The following is a 25787-nucleotide window of genomic DNA, read 5'->3' on the forward strand; positions in this document are numbered from 1 at the left end:
CTTTTCAGCAGAGGTCGACGCGGTGGAGTTGCAGCAGGGCTTTGTCCTCACCCGGCATTGGCATGACACGCCCGAGGGCACCTGCGTGGAATTCTGGCTGGCCACCGATGCCGGGCCACGGCTGTTGCGCCTGGCCCCCCAGGAATCGGTGGCTTTCATCCCGCAGGCGCAGGCCGAGCACGCCCGGGTGTTGCTGGCCAAGGAGCAAGGCGTGCAACTCAAGCCGCTGCGCCTGAAGGACTTCGACCAGCGCCCCATGCTCGGCCTCTACACCCGCCAGCACCGCCAGCTGATGCAACTGGAGCAGCGCCTGCGCACGGCCGGTATCGACGTCTTCGAGGCCGATATCCGCCCGCCGGAGCGCTACCTGATGGAGCGCTTCATCACCGCCCCGGTGCAGTTCACTGGCCAGTGCGACGAGCAGGGCGTGTACTGCGAGGCCCAGCTCAAGCCGTTGCAGGGCTACCGCCCGACGTTGCGCCTGGCATCGCTGGACATCGAGACCAGCGAGCGCGGCGAGCTGTACAGCATCGCCCTGGAGGGCTGTGGGCAGCGCCAGGTGTACATGCTCGGGCCGGCCAATGGTGATGCCGATGGCGTCGATTTCGACCTGCATTACTGTGCTGACCGCGCCGAGTTGCTGACATGCCTCAACCAGTGGATGGCCGAGCATGACCCGGACGCAATCATCGGCTGGAACCTGATCCAGTTCGACCTGCGCCTGCTGCACGAGCACGCCAAGGCGCTGCAGGTGCCGCTGGCGCTGGGGCGCAACGGCGCGCCGATGACCCTGCGTACCCATGCCGGCGGCGGCCACGTGTTCGCCGATGCCCCCGGGCGGTTGCTGATCGACGGCATCGAGGCGTTGCGCTCGGCGACCTGGAATTTCCCTTCGTTCAGCTTGGAAAACGTCGCCCAGACCTTGCTCGGCGAAGGCAAGGACAGTGACACGCCTTACCAGCGCATGGACGAGATCAACCGCCGCTTCGCCGAGGACAAGCCCGCGCTCGCGCGCTACAACCTCAAGGACTGCGAGCTGGTCACCCGCATCTTTGCCCATACCCGGCTACTCGACTTCCTGCTGGAGCGCTCGTCGGTCACCGGCCTGGCGGTAGACCGCAGTGGCGGCTCGGTCGCCGCATTCTGCCACCTGTACATCCCGCACATGCACCGCCTGGGCTTTGTCGCGCCCAGCCTCGGCAGCCGCCCGGACGAGGCCAGCCCCGGTGGCTTCGTCATGGATTCACGTCCGGGGCTGTACGATTCGGTGCTGGTGCTGGACTACAAGAGCCTGTACCCGTCGATCATTCGCACCTTCCTGATCGACCCGGTGGGCCTGGTGGAGGGCTTGCGTCTGCCCGATGACGAGCACTCGGTGGAAGGCTTTCGCGGTGGGCGGTTTTCGCGCAGCGAACATTGCCTGCCGGCCATCGTCGAGCGCGTATGGCAGGGCCGCGAAGCGGCCAAGCGGGAGGGCAACGCACCGCTGTCGCAAGCGCTGAAGATCATCATGAATGCCTTCTACGGCGTGCTTGGCTCCAGCGGTTGCCGCTTTTTCGACCCGCGCCTGGCCTCGTCGATCACCATGCGTGGCCACCAGATCATGCGCCAGACCCGAGCCCTGATCGAGGCGCAGGGTTATGAGGTGATTTACGGGGACACCGACTCCACCTTCGTCTGGCTCAAGGGCGCCCATGGCGAAGAGGCCGCGGCGCGGATTGGTCGTGACCTGGTGGCGCAGGTCAACGCATGGTGGCGCGAGCACCTGCAGACGACCTTGAAGCTGGACAGCGCGCTGGAGTTGCAGTTCGAGGTGCACTACCGGCGTTTCCTGATGCCGACCATCCGCGGCACCGACGAGGGCAGCAAGAAGCGCTATGCCGGCCTGGTGCAGCGAGCCGATGGCCGCGAAGACGTGGTCTACAAGGGCCTGGAGTCGGTGCGCACCGACTGGTCGCCACTGGCCCAGCGCTTTCAGCAGGAGTTGTACGGGCGGATCTTCCGCGGCCAGCCGTATCGCGAGTACCTGCGCGAGTACGTGCGTCAGACCCTGGCGGGCGAACTCGATGAGCTGCTGGTGTATCGCAAGCGCCTGCGTCGGCCGCTGGCCGATTACCAGCGCAATGTGCCGCCGCACGTGCGCGCCGCGCGCCTGGCGGATGACTACAACAGCCGCGTCGGGCGCCCCAGGCAGTATCAGCGCGGCGGCTGGATCAGCTACCTGATCACCACCGCAGGCCCTGAGCCGTTGGAAAACCTGCAGGCCCCGATCGACTACGAGCACTACCTGAGCCGCCAGCTGCAACCGGTGGCCGATGCCATCCTGCCTTTTGTCGGTGATGACTTCGCTGCCTTGACCGATCGCCAGCTGCTGTTGTTCTGACCGCGTGGTAGCTATCTAGCCCTTGGCGCTCAAGGCCCGCGATTAGCGTCGCACCTCCAGACATTCGGAGGTGCGCCATGCACGTCAGTGATAGCCAGCCACATAGACGCACAGCCAACCAGACGGCGGAGCAGGGGTTTCAGGATGGCCTGATTGCCGCTCGCCTGCCGGCCTGGATACGCAACCTGCACATCGTCAGCGACACGCCTGGCCAGCAACCGATACGTGAGTCTTTGACGGCAGAACAGCTCAGCCACGTGCTCGAAGCGCTCAAGGCGAGTTACGCCTGCCGTCAACGCCTGAGCCGCGACATTGGCCGTATTCAGGGCATCCGCCAATACTGCGGGCCATTGTTGCAGCGCGAGCTGAGCAAAAGCCTGTATGCGTCGGTCGACAGTGAGGCGTTGTTCCTGCGCCACTTCTATTTCAGCGTTGCCCCCGAGCCTGAGCTCGCAACGGGTCGCCAGCCACAGCAGGAAAAGAACAGCTACGACATTCCATTGCTCGATGCGGCACTGGCCAACTTTACCGAAGACGAAGCCGGGCAGGGTGGACTACCGCGCAGCGACTGCGTGGTGGCGCGCGATGGCAGCACGTTCAAGCCGATGAGCGCTTCGGCGTTTGTCAGTGGCTGCCGCCAACTGGACCTGGGACAGCGCTATCAGGAGCACCTGGACTCGATCCTGCTTGCCCCGGCCGTGGAGGGCCACAGTTTCATGGCCTCGTACAAGACCTTGCAGGCTGCCTCGATGTTGCTCGAAGCCTGCAAGGCCAAGACCGAGGGCATATTGACGGCGGATGAGCTGGCACTGGTCATCGCAATCTGCCAGGGCGCGAAGTCAGCCACGTTGCAAGGCAAACCGGTCATTGCCAGGCAGCTGAGCGCTTATGGGTGCAAGATCGAACAGTTGGTCGTGTTCGACCAGACCACGTCGTCGCTGGGTGTCAGCGCCAGCCAGCGCGTGCTGGTGTACATCCCTGGTGACCCGGTCAGCCCCTGGAGCGCCGCCCGGGATCTGGATACGTTCATCCGGCGAATCCTGGGTAAGCGGTTGGCAGATGAAGCCTATCAGCGCTTTTTCAGCCGGTTCATCCGTCGCCGCGATAGCGCCGCGTTCTTTGCCAAGGTTGCCAGTGAGCTGATGGATGTCGCCATTTGGGCGTCGCGGGACATGGACCAGCACATGGCGGCCTACCCATTGCCATTGTTCGACCACCTGGCTCGGGGGTACATCGACCATATCAAGGATGATGCGGCGCTCATTGCGGTGCCCGTGCAGGCCATCGACGACCGTCAGCGCCAGGCCAGGCACGATCGCCTGATCTCGGCAGCCTGGACCGTGGCCAACCTGGCGGGTCTGTTTGTGCCCGGCATCGGCGTCATGCTCGGCGCGGTGATGGTCTGGGACATGCTCAAGGATGTTTTTCATGCCGTCGAGGACTGGCGTGAGGGCGATACCCGGGCGGCGCTGGAACATCTGGTGAGGATTGCCGAAACCGTGGCCATGATTGGTGTCACTTCAGCGATCGCGGGGGCAGTAGCGCGGGAGTGGCATCTGGTTGACGGCTTGGCAACGGCCCGCCTCGAGGACGGCAGCGAGAAACTGTGGCGCTTCGACTTGACACCTTTTCGCAGCGCGCCACCGCCTCTGCAAGCCCTTGCCGATGCCAACGGGGTCTACCGCCTGAAAGGCCGTTGCTGGGTGACCATGGACGGCTATTTCTACGAAGTGATGCAGCAAGGCGACGAGCAGTGGCAGATCGTGCCAAAGCAAGGGCATGGCCCGCAATTACGGCACAACGGTGCTGGCGCTTGGCGTGTCTGGTGCGAACAGCCAATCGAATGGGACGAGCCGCACCGCCTGTTTCGGCGCCTGGGCAATGACTTCAGCCAGCTTGAGGGTGAGCAGATCGATCAGCTACTGGTCATCCATGGCCTGGACGCCAACCATTTGCGGGGGCTGCATATCTGTGGCCAGGCGCCGGAGGCATGCATGGTCGATTCGGTCAGCCGCGTCGCGCTGGTTACCCAGGTCCAGGCGCTGGTCAGGCAACTGCGCACGGGCAGCCAGGTGGCGGACGCCGTGTTGCTGGCCAGGGTACGTCGATGGCAGGGCGCTGATTCGATGTCCGATGCCCACCTGGCCGAGCTGGTTGAAACCAGGCGACGGTCATTGGTGGGGCAGCTTTACTATGAGCAATATCCCGTGACGGCTGCTACCCAGGCACTGCAACGGGACTTTGTCAGCCTGCATCGCCTCGGGGCCGAAGCACTGCTGGATTCCGTGGGCGAGGATGACCTGGGCTTGGCAGCAGCAGCGCTGGTCAGGCGCATTCGCTGCGTTCGGGTGCATGAGGCGTTGCTGTTCGATACGCCGCAAACCCTGGACCTTGCCCGTGTGGCGCTCAAGTTGCTCGAGGCAATGCCGGGGGCCGTTACGGGCCCGCAATGGCAACTGTTCGATGGCGACCTGGCGGAGCCTCTGTTGAGCAGCCGCGGACGCGGAGGCACCCTGGGTCTTCGTTATCGGGCCGGAGCGTTTGAACGCTGTGACGAGCAGGGACAGGCGCTCGGAGAGCCAGGCGAACTGTTTCAACAGTTGGCTGCCGGGTATGCCAATGGGCAACGCGATGCACTGGGCATCGGTGAACCCTTTGCCTGGCAGCTGCGAACGCAGATGGCAAGCCGGGTCGCACAGCGGCGGGAGGTGATCGCCGAGTTGCTCGGCATCGCACAACCAGCTGACATCTTCAATCCGCCACAGCGCCTGGCCAACGGCCGGATCGGCTATCCGTTGAGTGGTTGGCGGCAGCGTTTCCACCGTGGTCGGGGCGCGGTGAGAAACCTGGCTGCAGAACTGCGCGATCTCTATCCAGGCTTCGATGATGACGACGTTGAACTGTGGTTGACCCACCTTCGCCAAGCGCAGCGTGATCCCGGAGCCGAGCTGGGGGAGCTGAAGCGTCAGCTCAACACCCTGCGCAAGTCCCTTGGCGTCTGGCGCCTTTCGACGCTCAAGGGCTGGCACTGGAAAGCACGCAGGGAGTTTGCGCAAGGCCTGATCGCGTGTTGGCGGTATCTGGTACCCAGGCAACTGGGGGCGGTGGAAGAGGGTGCGGGTTATCTCCTGAGCACCTACCGCAGCAACCTGGACGAGTTGCCTGACATTCCGCAGGGCGTGCGGTTTTCCCATGTGTCGGATCTGGCGCTGCGCTCGGTGCAGATAGCCCGTGTGCCTCAGAGTTTCCTGCACGCGTTTGATGCGCTTGAGTCCCTGAGCATGACCAACTGCCGCCTGACCCGCTTGCCGCTGACACCGGCGATGGCGCAGCGCCTGCGCATCCTGGACTTGTCTGGCAACCAGGTGAGCCTGAATGATTTTGGGGTCGACCTGCTCGCCAGCTGCCAGCGGTTGATCTACCTGAATCTTTCGCACAACCCGCTGCAGCGGGTGATTTCCATAGCCCAGATGCCCAGCCTGAATGCCTTGATGCTGCGCAATACCCAACTGACCGCCATCCCCGTTGGCGTGATGGGGGCCGGGAGCCTGCACACGCTTGATGTAGGCGATAACGCGATCCGCACGTTGCCATTCGGCTTTTATCGGTCTGCGCTGTGGCGCTCCGGCAGGGTCAGGTTATCCGATAACCCGTTGCAGGGGGGGCAGGATGCCTGGAGTGAAATGCTCGATACCCAGGTACCCGTCAAGCAGCGCTGGCTCGACCGGGTGGCGGACGGTCAGCGTGATCACCTGGCCAATCTGTGGGGCAAGATGCATGGCAATCAGGCCTCTCGGCACTTCTTTCATTTGCTGGATCGCCTGACTTCTTCGGCGGATTTCCAGAGCGAGTTTCTGTCTCGCTACCTGGCACTGCGCGTGCTGCGCATGCTCGACTACATGAGCGAACGGCCCGCGCTGCGAGCCGAACTGTATGAACATGCACTGACGGAACACTGCCAGGACAACGCCACGTTGCGTTTCAGCGACCTTGAAGTGCGTGTGCGGGTATGGAAAGCCCTCAACCGAGAATTGCCGGGCAATCAGCAGCGGGCATTGCTGGCCTTGGGTGGGCAATGCTGGCGCCTGGACATGCTCGATGAAGTGGCAGGGCTGCATGCCATTCGGGTAGGCAGGCCCAAGGAGTCGCTCGAGTTCGCCCTGTCTTATCGCCTGGAACTGGCTGACAACCTCGATTTGCCCATCGAGCACGACGAGATGCTCAACCCCGGCGTGGCCAACCTGTCGCGCGCGGACCTGCGCGCTGCCGCACACATTGTCAGAAATGCTCAGTCCCGGGAGGCGCTGGTGGATTATCTGGCGACGACACGCTTCTGGCGTGACTACCTGGCGCACAAGCATCCCGCACGCTTTCAGGTGCCGCAGGCCTTGCACGATGAACGCGAGGCAATGGAGGCGCGCAATGCCACAGCGGATGAATTCAATGGTCTGCAATACCGTGTGCAGCAGCGGGAACTCAACCTGTACAGGCAGCTCACCTGGGAAGCACTGGACCAGCACTTGACGGCAGTGATGATTGCGACAATCGCACCCTGGCACTAGGACCCACGTTGTGAGTGAGGGGTGCGGTAGTAGCCTGTTAGGCGCTGCTGCTTGCAGCCCGAAGGTAGCCTCGAGCATTCCATCCCGCAGAGGCTTCAGCCATGAACATTTCGCAAGATCAATACACGCTGATCGAGCAAGCGGGCCAGGACCAGATCATCGCCAGACGCTTGCCGGGCTGGCTCTGCTCGGCACGCCCCGAGCACCTGACCGCCTTGCGCCAGGCGCTGAATGGCAGCCTGGACTGTCGGTATCGCCTCGCTGGCCTGCTGGCGCTGGGTTGCCCCTTGCAACAGATCGTCGTGCTCGATGTGCGCGACGAGACCTTTGCGCCGATCTACACCTCCACCCAGCGTGTACTGGTGTACATCCCAGGTGATCCGCATGGGCCCTGGAGCGCGCATGAAAGTTTGCAGCACTTTGCCCGCAAAGTGCTCGGGCAGCGCTTGCGTAACGTCGATTACCGCCAGTTCTTTGCGCGTTTCGTGCGCCATCGCGACAGCCACGCGTTCTTTTCCCAGGTGGTTGCCGGGTACGACGACCTGGCAGGTTGGGCCAACATCGACCTGGGCGAGCATATGGAGCCGCTGGGGGTATCTGTTCAAGGACCTGGCCGCCATGCGCGTCAATCAGATCAAGGATGACGCGGCAATGGTTGCCGCCCCCGTGGCCAATCTGGATCGTGCCATTCAGCAGGCTCATGATCAGCGCCTGGAGACCCTGGGCTTGTCGCTGCTCACGGCTGCGAGCTTCTACCTGCCTGCCCTTGGCGTTGCGCTGTTGGCCCTGAGTGCATGGCATTGGCTTGGGGATATATTCGAGGCCGTCGAGGCGTGGCAGGAGGGGGACACGCTTCAGGCCCTGGACCACGTCGGCCATGTGGCGGCCGACCTCGCGGTCATCGCGGGCACGGCTGCCGGTGTCACGGCAGCACAACGATTGTGGGCACGCTCCGCGCTGGTCGACAGCCTGTCGGTGGCGCGTCGGGAGGATGGCACCGAACGTCTGTGGATAGGGGACCTGGCGCCTTACCGCAGTGAGCCGCCACCGGCAGGAGCGATGGTTGATGACGCGGGGGTCTGGCGCTACGAGCAAAAGGCCTGGATTGCGATGGACGGCCATCATTACCCGGTGGTCCAGCGCAGTACCGATGACCATTGGCAGTTGCAGCCCCGTGACGGGCATGGCCCGTTGCTGATGCATAACGGCGCAGGGGCTTGGCGCCTGTGGAGTGAGCAACCGATGCAATGGCGCGGTAATCACTACCTGTGCAGGCGCCTGGGTGGGCCGTTGGCTCAGCTCGATGATCAGCAGATCGACCAGCTATTGGCCATTCATGATGTGCAGGAGGAGCATCTGCGTGCCATTCACGTCCTGGGGCGCGCGCCCGAGGCCGGCTTGCTCGACAGTGCGCAGCGGGTGCTGCTCAATCGGCGTATACGGTCACTGGTGAACCGCTTGCGCAACGGCCAGCCGGTCGAAGATGTGCAGGCATTCGAGCTATTGCACGGGCTACCCGAGGCCCTGGGGCTCTCTGGCCAGGCGCTTGCCGAGCTGGCCTGGAACCAGAGGCGGGTGTTGCTGCAACGCCTTAATCGCATTCAGGAGTGGCAGGGCAGCGAGGCGGAAGCCGCGTTGCTGCGGGTTTTCCCGAGTTTGAACAGGCGTGTGGCCCAGTCGTTGCTGGCCAAGGCCTGCGCTGCAGAGCGTGACCGGCTGCTCGCAACCGGACGGCTACAGCTAGGCTTGGCCGAAGCCGCGAGGGGCATGCTCTTGCCGGTGCGTATGGCACGTGTCTACGAGGCACTGTACTGGGACACACCGCAAGGTCTGGACCTGGCGCGAGTGGCACTGAGGATGCTGGAGCACCTGTCCTCGGCCGCCAGTGGCATACGCTGGCGCCTGTTCGACGGAGTCATCGGCGAAGTGCCGCTGGCGTCCATGGGCGACGGTGAAACGGTCTGCAACCTGGTCTACCAGGACGGCGTTTTCCAGCGCTTCGACGTTCAGGCCCAGCCCGTCGGCAAGGCCGGTGAGTTGTTCGAAGTCATGAGCAGTGCCTATGGTAACGAACAGCGCGAGCTGTGGGATGCTTTCTGCAGTGTCCACGCCCGAAGAGGAAAGCACCACGCTGGTGTCGGCGCGGCTGCGCTGGATGGATGCTGCAGGTGCCGAATTGCGCACTGAACTCGGTAGCCATTGGCAGGCGCTGCAGGCTCCACCAGTGTCCACGGAGTTTTTCCATCTGCTCGTGCGGTTGGTGGAAACCGCGGATTTTCAGAGCCTCACGGGGGGCGCGTTACCTGGCCAGTCGGGTGCTTGAGATGCTACGTGCCTTGGTGGCGTCGGCTGAGCTGCGTGAATCAATTTTCAGCAATGCCGCGGCCTTGACGTGCCAGGACAGCGTAGCCCTGCGCTTCAGTGACCTTGAGTTGCGCATGATGGTGTGGCGTGCCGAGGCCGAAGCCATGGCGGGCGATCAGGAGCAGGCATTGCTACGCCTGGGGCGCCAGCTGTGGCGACTGGATGAACTGGACCGGGTTGCGCTGCAAGACATCCAGGCGTGCCGGCTCGATGGCGGCGATCCCGATCAGGTGGAAGTCGCGCTTGCCTACCGCCTGGCCTTGCGTGCAGACCTGGACTTGCCCGTGCGTACCCAGGGGATGGCGTTTCGGCCGGTCGCGGGGGTTGATGCAAGCCGCATCGCTCAAGCCCGGCAAGCGGTGCTGAGCAGCGAAAGTGGTGAGCGGCTGGCCGAATCACTGATCGAGCGAGGATTCTGGCAGACGCATTTGCGCAATGCTCACCGCGAGCGCTTCGAGGCGCTCGATGCACCGTTTCATGCGCAACTGGAAGATCTGCAGAACGACTCGATCCTGCCGGAAGGGCAACGCCTGATGGAAATCGACAGGATTGCCAGTCAGCGGCGGCACGCAGAGCGCGCGCTGATGCGGGCGTTGACGTTGAATGCGCTGGATGTGCGCAGCGAACGAGAGGTGATTGACCTGCGTTGAGTACGCGGGGCGCTCGATGGACTATGCTCAGGTCGGGGCCTGGCACTTTCTCGGGTGCCCTTTACCCAGGGGGAGACATGCGAAGTTACCTTTGTGTGAGCGATGTGGCTGATCAGTTGGTTTAGTCTCGAACGTCGGATCTTTCTCCATGATCTGTAGTCTTTGGTTTATCGAGAGAATAAGGAGATGTGCATGCTCGTCCGGTCACTGACCCTCGCCACCTTGCTCGCTGTTGCCGGCCCGCTGCTTGCGGCCGACAGTGACGCGCCGTTGGCCAAGGAACTGGGCAAGGCCAGGCCATTGGTGGTCATCGCTCCAAGCAGTGCCGACCCCACCTTGCGAGGGTTGAACGAGGCCCTCAAGGACCCCGCTACCCAGGCGGGATTCAAGGAGCGCAACCTGGTGCTGTTCAGCGTCGCCCAGATGATGGGCAAGCGTGAAGACAAGAACCTTGAGCAACAGACCACGATGGCCTTGATTCGCGAACTCAAGCTGGGCGCCAGCAAGGGCACCAAGGTGATCCTGGTGGGCCTGGACGGTGAGCGTCATGTGCTCAAGGATGATGAGTCAGGCGACAAGATCGACCCACAGGTGATCTTCAAGGCGGTCGACGAGCTACCCGCGACTGAAAAGGCAGCGACGGCACCAGAGCCCGTAGCGGCTGCTGCACCCGAACCCAAGGCCAAGGACAGTAAATCCGCGAAACCTGCGAAACCCGCCAAACCTGCGGCCCCTCCAAAGCCGTTGGATGATTGAGCGGCGCCAACCGCTGCGAGTGGTTGGTGGGTCCTACATGAATAGCCGAATCCGGCGATATCGCCCAAGCCTTCAGCACGGTTGAATAGCTCCACTTCCTGACCAGAGTGGAGCTTCACCATGACTCATACCCGTAACAAACTCGGACTGCTCGGTGCTGCGTTCATCGGCAGCATGGCCATTGGCAGCCAGGCGTTCGCTGTCGAACCGCTTGCCCAAGGCTACCAGCTGGCTGCGGCCAAGGCCCAAGGTGAGGGCAAGTGCGGCGAGGGCAAGTGCGGTGGCAGCGGCAAGGCCGTACAGGGCGAAGGCAAATGCGGCGAAGGCAAGTGTGGCGGCAGTGACAAGGCCGGCCAGAGCGAAGGCAAGTGCGGAGAAGGCAAGTGCGGTGGCAGTGATAGCCATGGCAAGAGCCAGTCCTGATTCAAATACCTGAGAAATGTGACAACGCCCCGTCTGCTGGCCAGACGGGGCGTTGTGCTTGTTATGGAGACGCAAAGATGAACATCACGCCCATGCACGCCGGCCTTGGCCTGCGTCGTAGTCTGATGCCCGACTTGCTCACACTGGACCCAGGTGCAGTGGATTTTCTGGAATGCGCCCCGGAAAACTGGATCGGTGTCGGTGGTGCATTCGGCCGGGACCTGGCGCAGTTGGCCGAGCGCTTTCCCTTGGTCTGTCATGGTTTGTCGCTGTCGCTGGGCGGCAGCTTGCCCCTGGATCGTGAGTTGCTCGAGCAGATACGGCAGTTCCTTGACCGCCATCAGGTACGCCATTACAGCGAGCACCTGAGTTACTGCAGCGATGATGGTTACCTCTATGATCTGCTGCCGTTGCCATTCACCGAAGCGGCCGTGCGGCAGGTCAGTGCGCGTATTCGCCAGGTGCAGGATGCACTGCAGCGCCGCATCGCCATCGAGAACATCAGCTACTACGCCGCGCCTTACCAGGCGATGAGCGAGCTGGAGTTCATCCGGGCGGTGCTCGACGAAGCAGACTGCGAGTTGCTGCTGGACGTCAACAATGTCTACGTCAATGCCTGCAACCATGGGTACGACGCGATGGCATTTCTGCAGGGGCTTCCCGTGATGCGGGTTACCGGCATGCATCTGGCGGGGCACCATGACGAGGCACCCGATCTCAAGGTCGACACGCATGGAGCAGCGGTCAAGCCACAGGTCTGGTCGCTGTTCGCCAGCGCTTGCGAGCGTTTCGGCATCCAGCCGACGGTGCTCGAACGCGACTTCAACTACCCGACCATGGGCGAGCTGCTGGCAGAAGTCGCGCATATTCGCACCGTGCAGCAGGAGGTGGTGCATGCACGCTGTATTGCGTGAGCAGCAATTCTGCCTGGCCCGTCACCTGCGGGACCCTGAACGCCATGCGCCACCGGAAGGGCTCGAGGATCGGCGCCTGAGGCTGTACAGGGAATTGTTCTACGGAGGCATCGAGGCTCTGTTGGCGGGAAATTTCCCGGTGCTGCGCAAGACACTGGGCGATCAGCTTTGGCATGCGCGGGTGCATGATTTCTATGCCAGCTACCGCTGCCGCTCGCCGTTGTTTACCAGGGTCGCGGAAGCCTTCGTCGACTATCTGCAGGGTACCGAGCCTGATACCCCCTGGCAGCGGGAGTTGGCCCATTACGAGCTGATCGAGTCGCAGCTCTACCTGAGCGATGCTCAGGACCCTGACCATGATCCGCAAGGTGACCTGCTGCAAGGCGAGCCAGTGTTGTCAGGCACGGCCAGCGTTGTAGCCTACCGCTGGCCAGTGGAGCGTATCGGTCCGGCGTTCCAGCCGCTTGAGGCGCCTGCATTGCCCACTCTGCTGCTGGTCTACCGCGATGCTGCATTGCAGGTGCGTTTCGCCCGGCTTTCGCCCATGGCCTACTGCTTGCTGACGCAGGTTCAGGGCAATGGGCGGGAGCGGTTGCAAGCGCTGGCTGCGGATCAGCAGGAGGGCCTGGCATTGCTCGAAAACCTGCGTGATCTGGGTGTCGTCATCGGTACGCGATAACGGCCGAAGGGGGCTGCCTGGCAGCCCCCTGATCTTTACCTCAGTACGCGGTTCCTGATCCAGTGGTCCAGGCTCAAGCGCCCCGAACCTTTGAGCAGCAGCGGCAGCAGGGCGACCAGATAGATGAGCGGCAGTTTGAAGTTGCCGAAGCCCTGGTCGGTGATGGCATAACCCTGGGCCAGTTCTGCCAGGCTCGACCAGTGGCTTGGCCAATGCACTGCCGCGATCGCCACCACGGTCACCACCATCAGCCCGGCCGATGCCAGCCGTGTGCCCAGGCCAAGCAACAGCAGCAGGGGGAGCAGCAGCTCCGCCCACATCGACAATTGCCAGTTGAGCTCCGCTGGCAGCACATTGAACGGGAACGGAAAGTTCGACTGCAGATCGCCGAACCAGTTGCTGCCGTTGAATTTCTCCCAGCCGGACTCGAAAAATTCCCAGGCCAGGAACAGCCGCAACGGCAAGTCGGCACTCCAGCTGCCAAAGCGATCGAAGGTGGTGAAGGTACGTGTCAGTGCGGTCATGGTGATCATCTCGTTTCAGGAAAGGGCAGAGGCGGTACGGCGTTGCTGTTGAGCCAGCTTGGCGATGAGCTTGAAAGCGATGGCACTGAAGATCAGGGCGAAGGCCAGCGGGTACCCGCCGCCCATGGGGATGCGGTTGTAGAACGACAGGCAGAACACCCCGGCCAGCACCCACATGCCGCTACTGTGCAGAGCTTTCCAGGCGCGGCCACCCAGCAGGCGCATCGGCGCCTTGAACGAGGTCAGGGTGAGCAACAGCAGGAACAGGTAGCCGATGCTTCCCGGCAGGCTCGAGGTGACTGTCCGCCCGGCCCAGAACAGCTCCGGGAATTGCTGCGCGTAGCGGTAGATCAGCAGCCCATGAACGGTGTGCGAAAAGGCGAAGGCCAGGCCCAGGTAGCGTCGCTCGCGGAGCAGGCGACGGCTGCCGCTGCCGGGCAGGAGCGTGACGAGTGACGAGGCCAGGAAGGCCAGCAGGAACAATGCGAAAGAACTGCGTGCGGTGGCGCGGATGGCGCTGCGCAGGCCATCTGCACCGGGCGGGTAGCTGAGCAGGACTGCGGCGGTCATGAGCAAGGTCAGGGCAGCAAGGGCGGCGAACAGCTTCCAGCCGGAGGGAAGGGTGAGCGGCTTCATGGGTGAGGTCTCCCGGAGTGTCGTTGTGTGACCGGGAGTGTGTGCGGAGCGGGTATCTGCAGTGTGTCGGTGAAAGCAGCATTGTGTATCGGACTGTAGCCCTGGGAGCTGTAGGGTGGCCCGAGCGGGCCACCGTTTCAGTCGTTACAGCTCAATCTGGGCGCACAACCCGCCGCTTTTGCGGTTGCTCAAGGTCAGCCTGCCGCCCATGGCCTGGGTCAGTTGCTGGGCGATGGCAAGCCCCAGGCCAGTGCCTCCGGTGCTGCGATTGCGCGAGCTCTCTACCCGGTAGAACGGCTTGAGGACCTCGTCCAGTTCTTCGGCGGGGATCCCCGGGCCTTCATCGAGGACCCGAATCAATGTCTTGCCCTGTTCGCGGCTGACCTCAAGTTGAGCTTTGCCGGCAAACTTCAGGGCGTTATCCACCAGGTTCACCAGCACTCGGCGCAATGCATGCGGGCGGGTCTCCAGCAGGCTGCCGGTATTGCCGTGGCGCTCCACCTGGGCGCCGCTGTCCTGGTAGTCGAACACCACGCTGTCGAGGAAGGCGTCGAGGTTGATCCGGCATGACGCCTCGGTGTTTATGTCCATGCTGCGGGCATAGGCCACGCCTTCGCGGACCAGATGCTCCATGGCGTCCAGGTCATGCCAGAGCTTGTCCTTCTCGACGCCATCATCCATGACCTCGACCCGCAGTTTCATGCGCGTGATCGGTGTTTGCAGGTCGTGGGAAATGGCAGCAAGCAGTTGCATGCGCTCTTTAAGGTAAGCGGCTATACGTGCCTGCAGGGCATTGAATGCCACCGCGGCGTACTTGACCTCGCGTGGGCCGCTTTCGTCCAGCAGTACGCCGGGCTTGTCCGGGTCGAGGTCGTCCACGGCCTGGGCCAGGCGGGTCAGAGGCCCGATGGCCAGGCGCACCGCCAGCCAGGTGCAGAACAACAGCACACCGAGCTGGATCAGTAGCACCAGTGGCAGCCAGCCCGCCACCGGTACTGGCGTTGGGGTGACATCGATGGTCAGCGGTGTGCCGTCAGACAGGTGCAGGTGAACCTGGAAGTGCTGTTTCGGCCCAGGAATATCCTTGAATTTCAGCTGATAGTGCTCGCCGATGGCCTTGATGATCGATTCAGCAGCCATGGGCGGTTGGTCGCTGGCCATCGGCGTGCCCGCCTGGCCCTGGTCCAGGCGGTAGCGGTAGGTATGGCGTTCCAGGCGCGGCAGCCAGCTGGCGCGCTCGGCTGCGGGCAGGCGCTCCAGGATCGCCATGGAGGTGGCGACATCCTGCTCCAGATGGCTGAGCATCATCGAGCGGCTGCTGACATAGCGCTCATAGGCTTGCAGGCTGAACGACAGCCCATAGGCAAGCACCAGCCCGGTGATGAAGATCAGCGCCAGACGCGAGGCGAGGGTGCGCGGCCATTTCATGCCGGTGACTCGAGCAGTTGCACGGCCAGCGAGAACACATAGCCCTCACTGCGCACGGTCTTGATGCAGCTTGGTTCACGGGCATCATCGCCCAGGCGTTGGCGCAGGCGGCTGACCAGCAGGTCGATGGAGCGGTCGAAGATATCGGCCTCGCGACCCTGGGTCAGGTTCAGCAACTGCTCGCGGCTGAGCACCCGCTGCGGATGGTCGAGGAATACACGCAGCAGGCGGTACTCGGCACCACTGAGCGCGACCAGGGTGCCTTCGGTGTCAAGCAGGTGCCGGGCGGTGGTGTCCAGGCGCCATTGGCCGAAGGCGAGCAGTCGGCTGCTTTCGCTGATGGTCAGGTTCGGTGGCAGCATGCGCGTGCGGCGCAACACGGCATTGATGCGTGCCAGCAGTTCGCGTGCGGAGAACGGCTTGGTCAGGTAGTCGTCGGCGCCCATTTCCAGGCCGATGATACGGTCGGTCTCGTCATTACGCGCTGTCAGCATCAATACCGGCGTGTTGCGGTGCTTGCCGGCGCGCAGTTCGCGGCACAGCAACAGGCCGTCGTCGCCGGGCATCATGATGTCGAGGACGATCAGGTCGACGCTGTTGGCTTCGAGGAAGGCGCGCATCTGCCGGCCGTCGGCGACGATGCTGGTGCGCAAACCGTTCTTTTTCAGGTAGTTGCCGACCAGTTCGCGGATCTCACGGTCGTCGTCGACGATCAGGATGTGATCGACATGTTCCATTCGCGGCGTTCCTGTTCAAGGGGGAGTGGGCGCAGTGTACCGAGCGCGTGGGGGCTTGCCTGTGGCGTTTTGTATTGCAGTGTATCTGGCTTGGGTTCAGATACAGGAAGAAGCAGATCACAGGCCGAGGCGACACATGCGAGATACCTGGCAGCGGTGGAATGGCTCTCGACCGGGGAGCACAGATCCCCATCCCTGAAAGTGATGCCAAGGAGAGATGCCATGAACTTCAAGACTATCGCCAGTGCCAGCCTGTTCGCCGTGCTCAGCCTCGGTGCCGTTGCCGCCAATGCCAGCTCCACCTCGATGAACGACGCCAGCGTCATGCAGTACCGCTACGGCGACCATCTGGATGTGAAGAAAGTGCTATCGGTGAAAGATGACCAGAGCAATGCCTGCGGTCCGGTCAAGACTCGCATGGACTACCTCGACTCCAAAGGCCAGCGCGAGAGCGTCGAATACCGCACCTACGCCACGAGCGGTTGCCATGACAACTGATCGCCGACTGCTGTTGAAAGTGGGGGGCGTGGCCTTGGCGCTGCTTGGCCTTGGCCTCGCGGGTGGGCAACTGATGGCTCGCGATAACTACGGCGCCATGCCGTCACTGGCTGGCGCCAGCCAATGGCTCAACTCACCGCCATTGGACGCCCCGGCGCTCAAGGGCAAGGTGGTGCTGGTGGACTTCTGGACCTGGGACTGCATCAATTGCCAGCGCAGCCTGCCGCACGTCAACGACTGGGCGCGGCGCTATGCCGACCAGGGCCTGGTGGTGGTGGGGGTGCACACGCCGGAATACGATTACGAGCATGATGTGGGGCAGTTGAAGAGCAAGGTGGCCAGCTTGGGTATCGCTTACCCGGTGGCGGTGGACAATGACTATCAGGTGTGGAATGCCTGGGGTAACCAGTTCTGGCCAGCACATTACTTTGTCGATCGGCAGGGGCAGGTGCGGCATGTGCACTTTGGTGAAGGTGATTATGCCGGGCAGGAGAATGTGATAAAGGCGTTGCTGGATGAGAAAGGGTAGGCCTGTGCCGGCCTCTTCGCGGGTAAACCCGCTCCCACAGGTACGGCGCCAACCTCAATGGCTGCGCTGTATCTGTGGGAGCGGGCGTGCCCGCGAAGAGGGCGGTGCGGTCTGTCAGGTAAAGCTGGCGAAATGCGCCTGCATCCGCTCGGCATCGGCCTGTTTGCCACTGAACAGCTCGAACGCCTTCACCGCCTGAAACACTGCCATGTTACTGCCATCCAGCGTGCGGCAACCCAGCGCCCTTGCGGCTTTCAGCAGTTCGGTCTCCAGCGGGAAATAGATGATTTCAGCCACCCACAAGCGCCGGTGCAACAGCGCCACGGGCAGTGGCGTACCGGGCAACTTGGCCATGCCCACCGGCGTGGTGTTGACCAGGCCATCGGCCTCGGCCACCTCGACCGCAAGGTCCGTTCCCAGCACCGCCCGGCCTGCGCCGAAATGGCCATTGAGGTTGTCGACCAGCGCCTGGGCGCGCGCCGCATCCACCTCGAACAGCACCAGTTGCTCGACCCCTTCGCTCAGCAGCGCATGGGCCACCGCCGAACCCGCGCCGCCAGCACCCATCTGCACCACGCGGCGCCGCGACACATCCGGCAGGCCACGGCGCAGGCCTTCGGCGAAGCCCAGGCAGTCGGTGTTGTGGCCGACCCGCTTGCCATCCTTGAGCACCACGGTGTTCACCGCGCCAATGCCGCGCGCCTCGTCTGACAGCTCATCGAGCAATGGCAGGATCGCTTGCTTGAACGGGTAGGTGATGTTGAGCCCGGTGAAGCCGGTGTGCTGGGCAGCATCGAGCAACTGCGCCAGGGCGCTGTCCTCAAGCTTGAGCTGGTCGGCATCGATCAGGCGATAGAGGTAACGCAGGTGCTGGGCGTCACCTTCATGCTCGTGCAGGGCAGGGGTGCGCGACAGCTGGATGCCACGCCCGATCAGGCCGGCAAGGATGGCGGGCTGGCTCATGTGCGTGGCTCCTGGAGCAGCTCGGCAAAGTGGCTCAGGGCCAGGCGGTAGCCGTGGCTGCCCAGGCCGCAGATCACGCCCACGGCAATTGACGAGACGAACGACAGGTGGCGGAACGGCTCGCGCTTGTGGACGTTGGACAGGTGCACTTCGATGACCGGGAGTTCGCTGGCCACCAGGGCGTCGCGGATGGCTACGGAGGTGTGGGTCCAGGCGCCGGGGTTGATCACGATACCGGCGCAGCGGCCGCGGGCGGCGTGGATCCAGTCGATCAGTTCGCCTTCGTGGTTGGTCTGGCGGAATTCGATCTCCAGGCCGTGGGCATGGGCAGTGTCGGCGCAACCCTGGGCCAGGTCGGCGAGGGTTTCATGGCCATACTGGGTGGGCTCACGGGTCCCCAGCATGTTCAGGTTGGGGCCGTTGAGCACGAGAATAAGGGGCTTCATGGCGGGCATCGCTTTGTTGTTGTTGAATGCCTCTATGTTTGTACCGGGTGGTTAATTTCGTCAATTGGATCAGGTGTCGCAGGTCGGCAAAGTGGGCGATTATCGGACTTGTTCAGGCAGGTCGCCGGATTACGGAATTGTAATGTTCGCGCCACCGCCTCGATAACCAGCCCTCCTTACAGTCCCTCGCCAATGCTTGCCGACGAGGACTTCCGAAGTGCCCATCCCCCGCAAGATCGCCTTGCTCAGCCTGTTGCTGGTCGCCGCCACCAGCGCCCAGGCCGGGCCAGGCATGAGCCTGCCCGAGGCGCTGAGCGCCGCCTTCGCCAACAACCCTGAGCTGGCCGCTGCCGGTCGCGAAATCGGCATTGCCGAGGGCGAGCGGCGCCAGGCCGGTTTGATCCCCAACCCTGAACTGGCCTGGGAAATGGAAGACACCCGCCGCGATACCCGCACCAGCACCGTCACCCTCAGCCAGCCACTGGAACTGGGCGGCAAGCGCGGTGCGCGCATCGCGGTGGCCGGTGCCGGCCAGGCCATTGCCCAACTGGACCTCGAACGCCAGCGCAACGGCCTGCGCGCCGATGTGGTCCAGGCGTATCACGCCGCCCTGCGCGCGCAGACTGGCGTGGAACTGGCACAGCAGTCGCAGGCGCTGACCGAACGTGGTCTGCGGGTAGCGCAGGGCCGGGTCACGGCCGGCCAGTCGTCACCGGTGGAAGCCACCCGTGCCCAGGTGCAACTGGCCCAGGCCCAGGCTGAGGTGCGCCGCGCCGAAACCCAGCGCACGGTGGCCTACCAGGCCCTGGCGCGGCTGACCGGTAGCCCGCTGGCGACCTTCGACACGTTGTCGGCGGCCAGTCTGTCACCTGGCGCTGCACCGTCAGCCGATGCCTTGCTCGGTCAGGTCGAGCGCACCGCCGAATGGCGCCTGGCAGCCGCCCAGGTCGAGCGCGGCGAAGCATCGCTGGGCTCGGAAAAGGCCCTGCGCATTCCCAACCTCACCGTCAGCGTCGGCAGCCAGTACAGCCGCGAGGACCGCGAGCGGGTCAACGTGGTCGGGTTGTCGATGCCCTTGCCGTTGTTCGATCGCAACCAGGGCAACGTGCTGGCCGCCGCCCGCCGCGCCGACCAGGCCCGCGACCTGCGCAATGCAGTCGAACTGCGCCTGCGCAGCGAAACCCGCAGCGCCGTCGATCAATGGCGCACGGCGATGCAGGAAGTGCAGGCATACGACCGCACCATCCTGCCGTCGGCGCAGCAGGCGGTGGACACCGCCACCCGTGGCTTCGAAATGGGCAAGTTCGCCTTTCTCGATGTGCTCGACGCCCAGCGCACCTTGATCGACGCGCGCGGGCTGTACCTCGAGGCCCTGGCGGCGGCAACCGATGCCAGGGCGCAGGTCGAGCGGATCTACGGCGACCTTGATGGTTTGAGCAAAAAATCGAGCAGCAGGAGCAACAATGACTAACCCCCGCAAACTCGCTCTCCTGATCGCTGCCCTTGCCGTTCTCGGCGCGGGTGGCCTGGTCTGGACCGGTAACCTGGGCCAGGCCAGCAATAGCGAGGCCCGCCATGACGATCATGGCGAAGACAGCCACGGTCACGCTGAGGAGGCTGGAGAAGAACATCAGGAAACGGAAGGCGCGCTGCACCTGTCGATCGCCCAGATCGAGTCGGCCGGTATCCAGCTAGCCGCAGCCACCCCACGCGAACTGGGCACTGCCATCAGTTTCCCCGGCGAGATCCGTTTCGACGAGGACCGTACGGCCCATGTGGTGCCGCGGGTGCCGGGGGTGGTCGAGGCGGTGCAGGCCGAGCTTGGCCAGTCGGTCAAGCGCGGCCAGGTGCTGGCGGTGATCGCCAGTCAGCAGATCTCCGACCTGCGCAGCGAGCAGCAGGCCGCCCAGCGTCGCCTTGAACTGGCGCGCCTGACCTTCCAGCGCGAGCAGCAACTGTGGCAGGAGCGCATCAGCGCCGAGCAGGACTACCTGCAGGCGCGCCAGGCCTTGCAAGAGGCCGAGATCGCCCTGGCCAATGCCCGGCAGAAGGTGGCTGCAGTCGGCCCGGCCGGTGCCGGTAACCGCTACGAACTGCGCGCCCCCTTCGATGCCGTGGTGGTGGAAAAGCACCTGACCGTGGGCGAAGTGGTCGACGAGACCAGCAATGCCTTCACCCTGTCCGACTTGAGCCGGGTCTGGGCCACCTTCGCCGTCGCCCCCCGCGACCTGGCCCGGGTCACCAGCGGGCGCAGCGTGACCGTCAGCGCACCGGACCTCGGCGCCGAAGTCGAGGGCAAGGTCAACTACGTCGGCAGCCTGCTCGGCGAGCAGAACCGCGCCGCCACCGTGCGCGCCACCCTGGCCAACCCCAACGGTGCCTGGCGCCCCGGGCTGTTCGTCAACATCGCGGTCAATGTCGAGCGCTTCAATGCAGCCGTCGTCGTGCCCGAGAGCGCGCTGCAGATGTGGGAGGAGCAGACCGTGGTGTTCGCCCGCACCGACGAAGGTTTCGAGGCCCGCCCGGTGAAGACCGGCCGCCGCGACGCTGGCCAGGTGGAAATCACCGCAGGCCTGGCAGCCGGCACCCAGGTGGCTGCCGCCGGCAGCTTCGTCCTCAAGTCCGAGCTCGGCAAGGCTTCTGCCGAGCACAGCCATTGATCGCGGGGACGCTTGCATGTTCGAACGCCTGATCCAATTCGCCATCGAGCAGCGCCTGGTGGTGATGCTCGCCGTGGTGCTGATGGCTGCCGTGGGCATCCACAGCTACCAGAAACTGCCGATCGACGCGGTGCCGGATATCACCAACGTCCAGGTGCAGATCAACACCGCCGCGCCGGGCTATACGCCACTGGAGACCGAGCAGCGCATCACCTTCGCCATCGAGACCGCCATGGCCGGCCTGCCGGGCCTGAAACAGACCCGTTCGCTGTCGCGCTCGGGGCTGTCGCAGGTGACGGTGATCTTCGACGATGGCACCGATATTTTCTTCGCCCGGCAACTGGTCAACGAGCGCCTGCAGGTAGCCCGCGAGCAGTTGCCCGAAGGCATCGAGGCCGGCATGGGCCCGATCTCCACGGGCCTGGGGGAAATCTTCCTGTGGACCGTGGAGGCCGAGCGGGGCGCGCTCAAGGACGACGGCACGCCTTACACGGCGACCGACCTGCGGGTGATCCAGGACTGGATCATCAAGCCGCAGTTGCGCAATGTGCCCGGCGTCGCCGAGGTCAACAGCATCGGCGGCCACGCCAAGCAGTACCTGATCGCCCCCGAGCCCAAGCGCCTGGCGGCCTACAAGCTCACCCTCAACGACCTGATCGCGGCGCTGGAGCGCAACAACGCCAACGTCGGCGCCGGCTACATCGAGCGCAACGGCGAACAGTTGCTGATCCGCGCGCCGGGGCAGGTAGCCTCGGCCGAGGACATCGCCAACATTGTCATCTCCAGCGTCGATGGCACGCCGATCCGCGTCAGCCATGTCGCCCAGGTCGGCCTGGGCGAAGAGCTGCGCTCCGGCGCGGCCACCGAGAATGGCCGTGAAGTGGTGCTGGGCACGGTGTTCATGCTGATTGGCGAGAACAGCCGCACGGTGTCCCAGGCCGTGGCGGCCAAGCTCGCCGAGATCAACCGCAACTTGCCCGAGGGCGTGGTCGCAGTGACGGTTTACGACCGCACCCACCTGGTGGAAAAAGCCATTGCCACGGTGAAGAAGAACCTGGTCGAAGGCGCGATCCTGGTGATTGCCGTGCTGTTCCTGTTCCTCGGCAACATCCGCGCCGCGCTGATTACGGCCATGGTCATCCCGCTGTCGATGCTGTTCACCTTCACCGGCATGTTCAGCAACAAGGTCAGTGCCAACCTGATGAGCCTCGGCGCCCTGGACTTCGGCATCATCGTCGATGGCGCGGTGGTGATCGTCGAAAACGCCATCCGCCGCCTGGCCCATGCCCAGCAGCGCCATGGCCGCATGCTGACCCGTGCCGAACGCTTCCACGAGGTGTTCGCTGCCGCCCGCGAGGCGCGCCGGCCGTTGATCTACGGGCAGTTGATCATCATGGTGGTGTACCTGCCGATCTTTGCCCTGACCGGGGTCGAGGGCAAGATGTTCCACCCGATGGCCTTCACCGTGGTGATGGCACTGCTGGGCGCCATGATCCTTTCGGTGACCTTCGTGCCGGCGGCCATCGCGCTGTTCGTCACCGGCAAGGTCAAGGAAGAAGAGGGCGTGGTCATGCGCACCGCTCGCCAGCGTTATGCGCCGGTGCTCGATTGGGTGCTGGGAAGGCGCAAGCTGGCGTTCGCCGCCGCCGCGGGCCTGGTGCTGCTGTCCGGGGTGGTGGCCAGCCGAATGGGCAGCGAGTTCATCCCCAGCCTCAGCGAGGGCGACTTTGCCTTGCAGGCGCTGCGGGTGCCAGGCACCAGCCTGTCGCAATCGGTGGACATGCAACAGCGCCTGGAGCAGGCGATCATCGCCCAGGTGCCGGAAGTGGAGCGGGTGTTTGCCCGCACCGGCACCGCCGAGATCGCCTCCGACCCCATGCCACCGAACATCTCCGATGCCTACGTGATGCTGCGCCCGCGCGAGCAATGGGTCGACCCCGGCAAGCCCCGCGAGGAGCTGATTGCCGAAGTCCAGCGTGCCGCTGCCAGCGTGCCGGGCAGCAACTACGAGCTGTCGCAGCCGATCCAGTTGCGTTTCAACGAATTGATTTCCGGTGTGCGTAGCGACGTGGCGGTGAAGGTGTTCGGTGATGACATGGACGTGCTCAACCGCACCGCCGCGCAGATCGCCAGCAGCTTGCAACAGGTGCCAGGCGCCTCGGAAGTGAAGGTCGAACAGACCACCGGCCTGCCGGTGCTGACCATCGACATCGACCGCGACAAGGCTGCACGCCATGGCCTGAATGTGGGTGACGTGCAGGACGCCATTGCCATTGCCGTCGGTGGGCGCACGGCGGGCACCTTGTATGAGGGCGATCGTCGCTTCGACATGGTGGTGCGCCTGTCCGAAACCCTGCGTACCGATGTCGATGGCCTGGGCAGCCTGCTGATTCCGGTACCCGCCAGCGCTGCCGCCGGCACAGCACAGATCGGCTTCATCCCGCTGTCGCAGGTGGCCACGTTGAACCTGCAACTGGGGCCGAACCAGGTCAGCCGCGAGGATGGCAAGCGCGTGGTGGTGGTCAGCGCCAACGTGCGTGGGCGCGACCTGGGTTCGTTCGTCGAACAGGCCGAGCAGGCCTTGCGCGAACAGGTGCAGATCCCGCCGGGTTACTGGACCCGCTGGGGCGGCCAGTTCGAGCAGCTGCAGTCGGCGGCCGAGCGCCTGCGGGTGGTGGTGCCGGTAGCGCTGCTGCTGGTGATGGCGTTGCTGCTGATGATGTTCAACAACCTCAAGGACGGCCTGCTGGTGTTCACCGGGATTCCGTTTGCCTTGACCGGCGGGGTGCTGGCGCTGTGGCTGCGGGATATCCCGCTGTCGATTTCCGCAGGGGTGGGCTTCATTGCCTTGTCGGGTGTGGCGGTGCTCAATGGCCTGGTGATGATTGCCTTCATCCGCAACCTGCGAGAGGAAGGGCGCGGTTTGCGTGCGGCGGTCGAGGAAGGGGCGTTGACGCGCTTGCGGCCGGTGCTGATGACCGCGTTGGTGGCGTCGCTTGGGTTCATTCCAATGGCGCTGGCCACCGGCACCGGGGCTGAAGTGCAGCGGCCGCTGGCGACGGTGGTGATTGGCGGGATTCTATCTTCGACTGCGCTGACCTTGTTGGTGTTGCCGGCCTTGTATCAATGGGCATACAGGCGCGAAGAGGATTGAGATCGCCGGGGCCGCTTTGCGGCCCTTTCGCGACACAAGGCCGCTCCCACAGGATCGCGCAGTCCCTGTGGGAGCGGCCTTGTGTCGCGAAAGGGCTGCGAAGCAGCCCCACGGGCCTTAAGTCGAAGTGCGGACCTGAGGGCTCGCATCATTACCGGCTTCATCATGCAACGATATCCGCGATGTCTCCGGCAAAGCCAACCCGCCCACCAAGGCCACCAACGCAATCACCACCAGGTAGAACGCCGGCGCCAGGCTGCTGCCGGTCTGCCCGATCAGCCAGGTCGCCACCAGCGGCGCAGTACCGCCAAACAGGGTGTAGGCCACGTTGTAGGTAATCGCCGAAGCGGTATAGCGGGTCCGGGTCGGGAAACTCTCCGACAGCAATGCCGCCGTCACCACGCCACTGCACAGCGCCCCCACCGCCAGCAGGATCACTCCCAGCAGCGCCCCCGACATCGACCCGGAACTGGCCAGCCAGTAAGCGGGGAATACACAGACCATCACCCACAGGCAGGTGAAGCCAATGGTCTTGCGCCGCCCGACCCGGTCGGAGAAGGCCCCGGCCAACGGGCAACCGACGGCGGCGAACAGCAACGCCACGGTGGTCACCAGCAGCGACTGGGCGCGGGTCAGGTTGCCGACCAGTTGCAGGTAGGTGGCGAAGTAGGTGGTGAACATGTAGAACGACAGCGCTGTCAGCGAGATGAACATGCCCAGGTTGCGAATCGCCCGGCCGTGGTTGCGCAGGGTCTCCTTGAGCGGCGAATGTTCATGTTCCTTGCCTTGGGCGATAGCCTCACGAAATGCCGGGGTTTCTTCCATGCGCCAGCGCAGGTACAGGCCCACCAGCCCCAGCGGCGCGGCCACCAGGAACGGGATGCGCCAGCCCCAGGCGGCCATGGCCTCGGTCGACAGGCTGGCCTCCAGGCCATAGGCGATCACCGCCGCACAGGCAAAGGCAGAGAAGGTCGAGACCGGCACGAAGCTGCCATAGAACGCACGCTTGTTCCGTGGCGCATGCTCCATCAGGTAGGCACAGGCGCCGGCGTATTCACCGCCGGCAGAGAAACCCTGCAGGCACCGCGCCAGGGTCAGCAGCGCAGGTGCCGCAAGGCCGATGCTGGCATAGGTCGGCAGCAGGCCGATCGAGGTGGTGGAGCCGGCCATCAGCAGGATGGTCAGCGACAGGATGCGCTTGCGCCCAAGGCGGTCGCCGAGCGCGCCGAACACGATGCCGCCGAGCGGGCGCAAGGCGAATGCCACGGCAAACACGGCGAAGGTCTTGAGCAGGGCGACGCTGGCATCTTCGCTAGTGAAGAACTGGCTGGCGATCAGCGTGGCGAGGAAGCCATAGACCGCGAAGTCGAACCATTCGACGAAGTTGCCGATGGCCGAGGCGGCGATGACCCTGCGCAGGGTGGCGGGGGATACCTCATGCGATGCAGACATACGGAAGCTCTCCGGTTTCCATAGGCAGC

At 64.1% G+C, this 25787-nt stretch carries 20 protein-coding genes and 1 pseudogene; 14 read left to right on the forward strand and 7 right to left on the reverse strand.

Annotated elements, in window-relative coordinates:
- The first annotated feature begins 22 nt into the window (after positions 1 to 22).
- From J7573_RS03855 to J7573_RS03895, 9 genes and pseudogenes are all read left to right on the forward strand, one after another.
- A complete protein-coding gene (locus J7573_RS03855; RefSeq protein WP_294325838.1) occupies positions 23 to 2383 on the forward strand; it encodes a DNA polymerase II in 2361 nt (786 codons plus the stop codon).
- Positions 2384 to 2460: 77 nt separating this feature from the next.
- Entirely contained in the window at positions 2461 to 6945 is a 4485-nt protein-coding gene (locus J7573_RS03860; protein WP_294325840.1) for an NEL-type E3 ubiquitin ligase domain-containing protein, read from the forward strand.
- A 101-nt stretch (positions 6946 to 7046) separates the two neighbouring features.
- A complete protein-coding gene (locus tag J7573_RS03865) occupies positions 7047 to 7589 on the forward strand; it encodes a DUF6543 domain-containing protein (RefSeq protein WP_294325841.1) in 543 nt (180 codons plus the stop codon).
- Positions 7564 to 9132, forward strand: a complete 1569-nt coding sequence (locus tag J7573_RS03870; RefSeq protein ID WP_294325842.1) for a DUF6543 domain-containing protein — start codon at positions 7564 to 7566, stop codon at positions 9130 to 9132. Before J7573_RS03865 ends, J7573_RS03870 begins: the two co-directional genes overlap by 26 nt.
- A complete protein-coding gene (locus tag J7573_RS03875) occupies positions 9105 to 9959 on the forward strand; it encodes an NEL-type E3 ubiquitin ligase domain-containing protein (RefSeq protein ID WP_294325843.1) in 855 nt (284 codons plus the stop codon). Before J7573_RS03870 ends, J7573_RS03875 begins: the two co-directional genes overlap by 28 nt.
- A gap of 192 nt (positions 9960 to 10151) precedes the next feature.
- Positions 10152 to 10715 carry a DUF4174 domain-containing protein gene (locus J7573_RS03880; RefSeq protein ID WP_294325845.1) on the forward strand — a complete coding sequence of 188 codons (564 nt, stop codon included), beginning with the start codon at positions 10152 to 10154 and terminating at the stop codon, positions 10713 to 10715.
- Between the two features lie 120 nt (positions 10716 to 10835).
- Positions 10836 to 11135 (forward strand): annotated as a pseudogene (locus J7573_RS03885) (EF-hand domain-containing protein); the annotation flags it as partial.
- 80 nt (positions 11136 to 11215) lie between these two features.
- Positions 11216 to 12052 carry a DUF692 domain-containing protein gene (locus tag J7573_RS03890; protein ID WP_294325847.1) on the forward strand — a complete coding sequence of 279 codons (837 nt, stop codon included), beginning with the start codon at positions 11216 to 11218 and terminating at the stop codon, positions 12050 to 12052.
- The gene (locus tag J7573_RS03895; RefSeq protein ID WP_294325848.1) at positions 12033 to 12731 is read left to right on the forward strand and encodes a putative DNA-binding domain-containing protein; all 699 of its coding nucleotides are present in this window, start codon (positions 12033 to 12035) and stop codon (positions 12729 to 12731) included. Before J7573_RS03890 ends, J7573_RS03895 begins: the two co-directional genes overlap by 20 nt.
- Positions 12732 to 12766: 35 nt before the next feature.
- On the opposite strand, the gene J7573_RS03900 is transcribed toward J7573_RS03895, so the two are convergent.
- The 4 genes from J7573_RS03900 to J7573_RS03915 form a co-directional block, all read right to left on the reverse strand.
- On the reverse strand, positions 12767 to 13255 hold the full coding sequence (locus J7573_RS03900) for a DoxX family protein (RefSeq protein ID WP_294325850.1): 489 nt from the start codon (positions 13253 to 13255) through the stop codon (positions 12767 to 12769).
- A 15-nt stretch (positions 13256 to 13270) separates the two neighbouring features.
- Positions 13271 to 13891 carry a ferric reductase-like transmembrane domain-containing protein gene (locus tag J7573_RS03905; protein ID WP_294325852.1) on the reverse strand — a complete coding sequence of 207 codons (621 nt, stop codon included), beginning with the start codon at positions 13889 to 13891 and terminating at the stop codon, positions 13271 to 13273.
- Positions 13892 to 14035: 144 nt separating this feature from the next.
- Positions 14036 to 15319, reverse strand: coding sequence for a HAMP domain-containing sensor histidine kinase (locus J7573_RS03910; RefSeq protein WP_294325854.1), 1284 nt, complete (start codon positions 15317 to 15319; stop codon positions 14036 to 14038).
- On the reverse strand, positions 15316 to 16056 hold the full coding sequence (locus J7573_RS03915) for a response regulator (protein WP_294325856.1): 741 nt from the start codon (positions 16054 to 16056) through the stop codon (positions 15316 to 15318). Before J7573_RS03915 ends, J7573_RS03910 begins: the two co-directional genes overlap by 4 nt.
- Positions 16057 to 16278: 222 nt before the next feature.
- Here J7573_RS03915 and J7573_RS03920 point away from each other — a divergent pair, with 222 nt between their 5' ends.
- Both J7573_RS03920 and J7573_RS03925 read left to right on the forward strand, forming a co-directional pair.
- A complete protein-coding gene (locus tag J7573_RS03920; RefSeq protein WP_159409818.1) occupies positions 16279 to 16554 on the forward strand; it encodes a DUF2790 domain-containing protein in 276 nt (91 codons plus the stop codon).
- The gene (locus J7573_RS03925) at positions 16544 to 17083 is read left to right on the forward strand and encodes a thioredoxin family protein (protein ID WP_294325859.1); all 540 of its coding nucleotides are present in this window, start codon (positions 16544 to 16546) and stop codon (positions 17081 to 17083) included. The genes J7573_RS03920 and J7573_RS03925 overlap by 11 nt, the downstream gene beginning before the upstream one ends.
- Positions 17084 to 17197: 114 nt before the next feature.
- Here J7573_RS03925 and J7573_RS03930 read toward each other — a convergent pair whose 3' ends face one another.
- Complete coding sequence (locus tag J7573_RS03930) at positions 17198 to 18046, reverse strand: shikimate dehydrogenase (RefSeq protein ID WP_294325861.1); 849 nt, start codon at positions 18044 to 18046, stop codon at positions 17198 to 17200.
- Positions 18043 to 18492 carry a type II 3-dehydroquinate dehydratase gene (gene aroQ / locus J7573_RS03935; protein WP_294325863.1) on the reverse strand — a complete coding sequence of 150 codons (450 nt, stop codon included), beginning with the start codon at positions 18490 to 18492 and terminating at the stop codon, positions 18043 to 18045. The genes J7573_RS03930 and aroQ overlap by 4 nt, the downstream gene beginning before the upstream one ends.
- Positions 18493 to 18709: 217 nt before the next feature.
- Here aroQ and J7573_RS03940 point away from each other — a divergent pair, with 217 nt between their 5' ends.
- Genes J7573_RS03940 through J7573_RS03950 form a run of 3 tightly spaced genes read left to right on the forward strand, consistent with a single transcriptional unit; the run spans position 18710 to position 24306 of the window.
- On the forward strand, positions 18710 to 19963 hold the full coding sequence (locus tag J7573_RS03940) for a TolC family protein (protein WP_294325866.1): 1254 nt from the start codon (positions 18710 to 18712) through the stop codon (positions 19961 to 19963).
- Positions 19956 to 21152, forward strand: coding sequence for an efflux RND transporter periplasmic adaptor subunit (locus tag J7573_RS03945; protein ID WP_294325867.1), 1197 nt, complete (start codon positions 19956 to 19958; stop codon positions 21150 to 21152). The genes J7573_RS03940 and J7573_RS03945 overlap by 8 nt, the downstream gene beginning before the upstream one ends.
- A gap of 16 nt (positions 21153 to 21168) precedes the next feature.
- Positions 21169 to 24306 carry a CusA/CzcA family heavy metal efflux RND transporter gene (locus tag J7573_RS03950; RefSeq protein ID WP_294325869.1) on the forward strand — a complete coding sequence of 1046 codons (3138 nt, stop codon included), beginning with the start codon at positions 21169 to 21171 and terminating at the stop codon, positions 24304 to 24306.
- 117 nt (positions 24307 to 24423) lie between these two features.
- On the opposite strand, the gene J7573_RS03955 is transcribed toward J7573_RS03950, so the two are convergent.
- The gene (locus tag J7573_RS03955) at positions 24424 to 25758 is read right to left on the reverse strand and encodes an MFS transporter (RefSeq protein ID WP_294325870.1); all 1335 of its coding nucleotides are present in this window, start codon (positions 25756 to 25758) and stop codon (positions 24424 to 24426) included.
- Positions 25759 to 25787: the final 29 nt, after the last annotated feature.

The sequence above is a fragment of the Pseudomonas sp. genome, assembly GCF_017744435.1.
In the GTDB taxonomy this organism is placed as follows: domain Bacteria; phylum Pseudomonadota; class Gammaproteobacteria; order Pseudomonadales; family Pseudomonadaceae; genus Aquipseudomonas.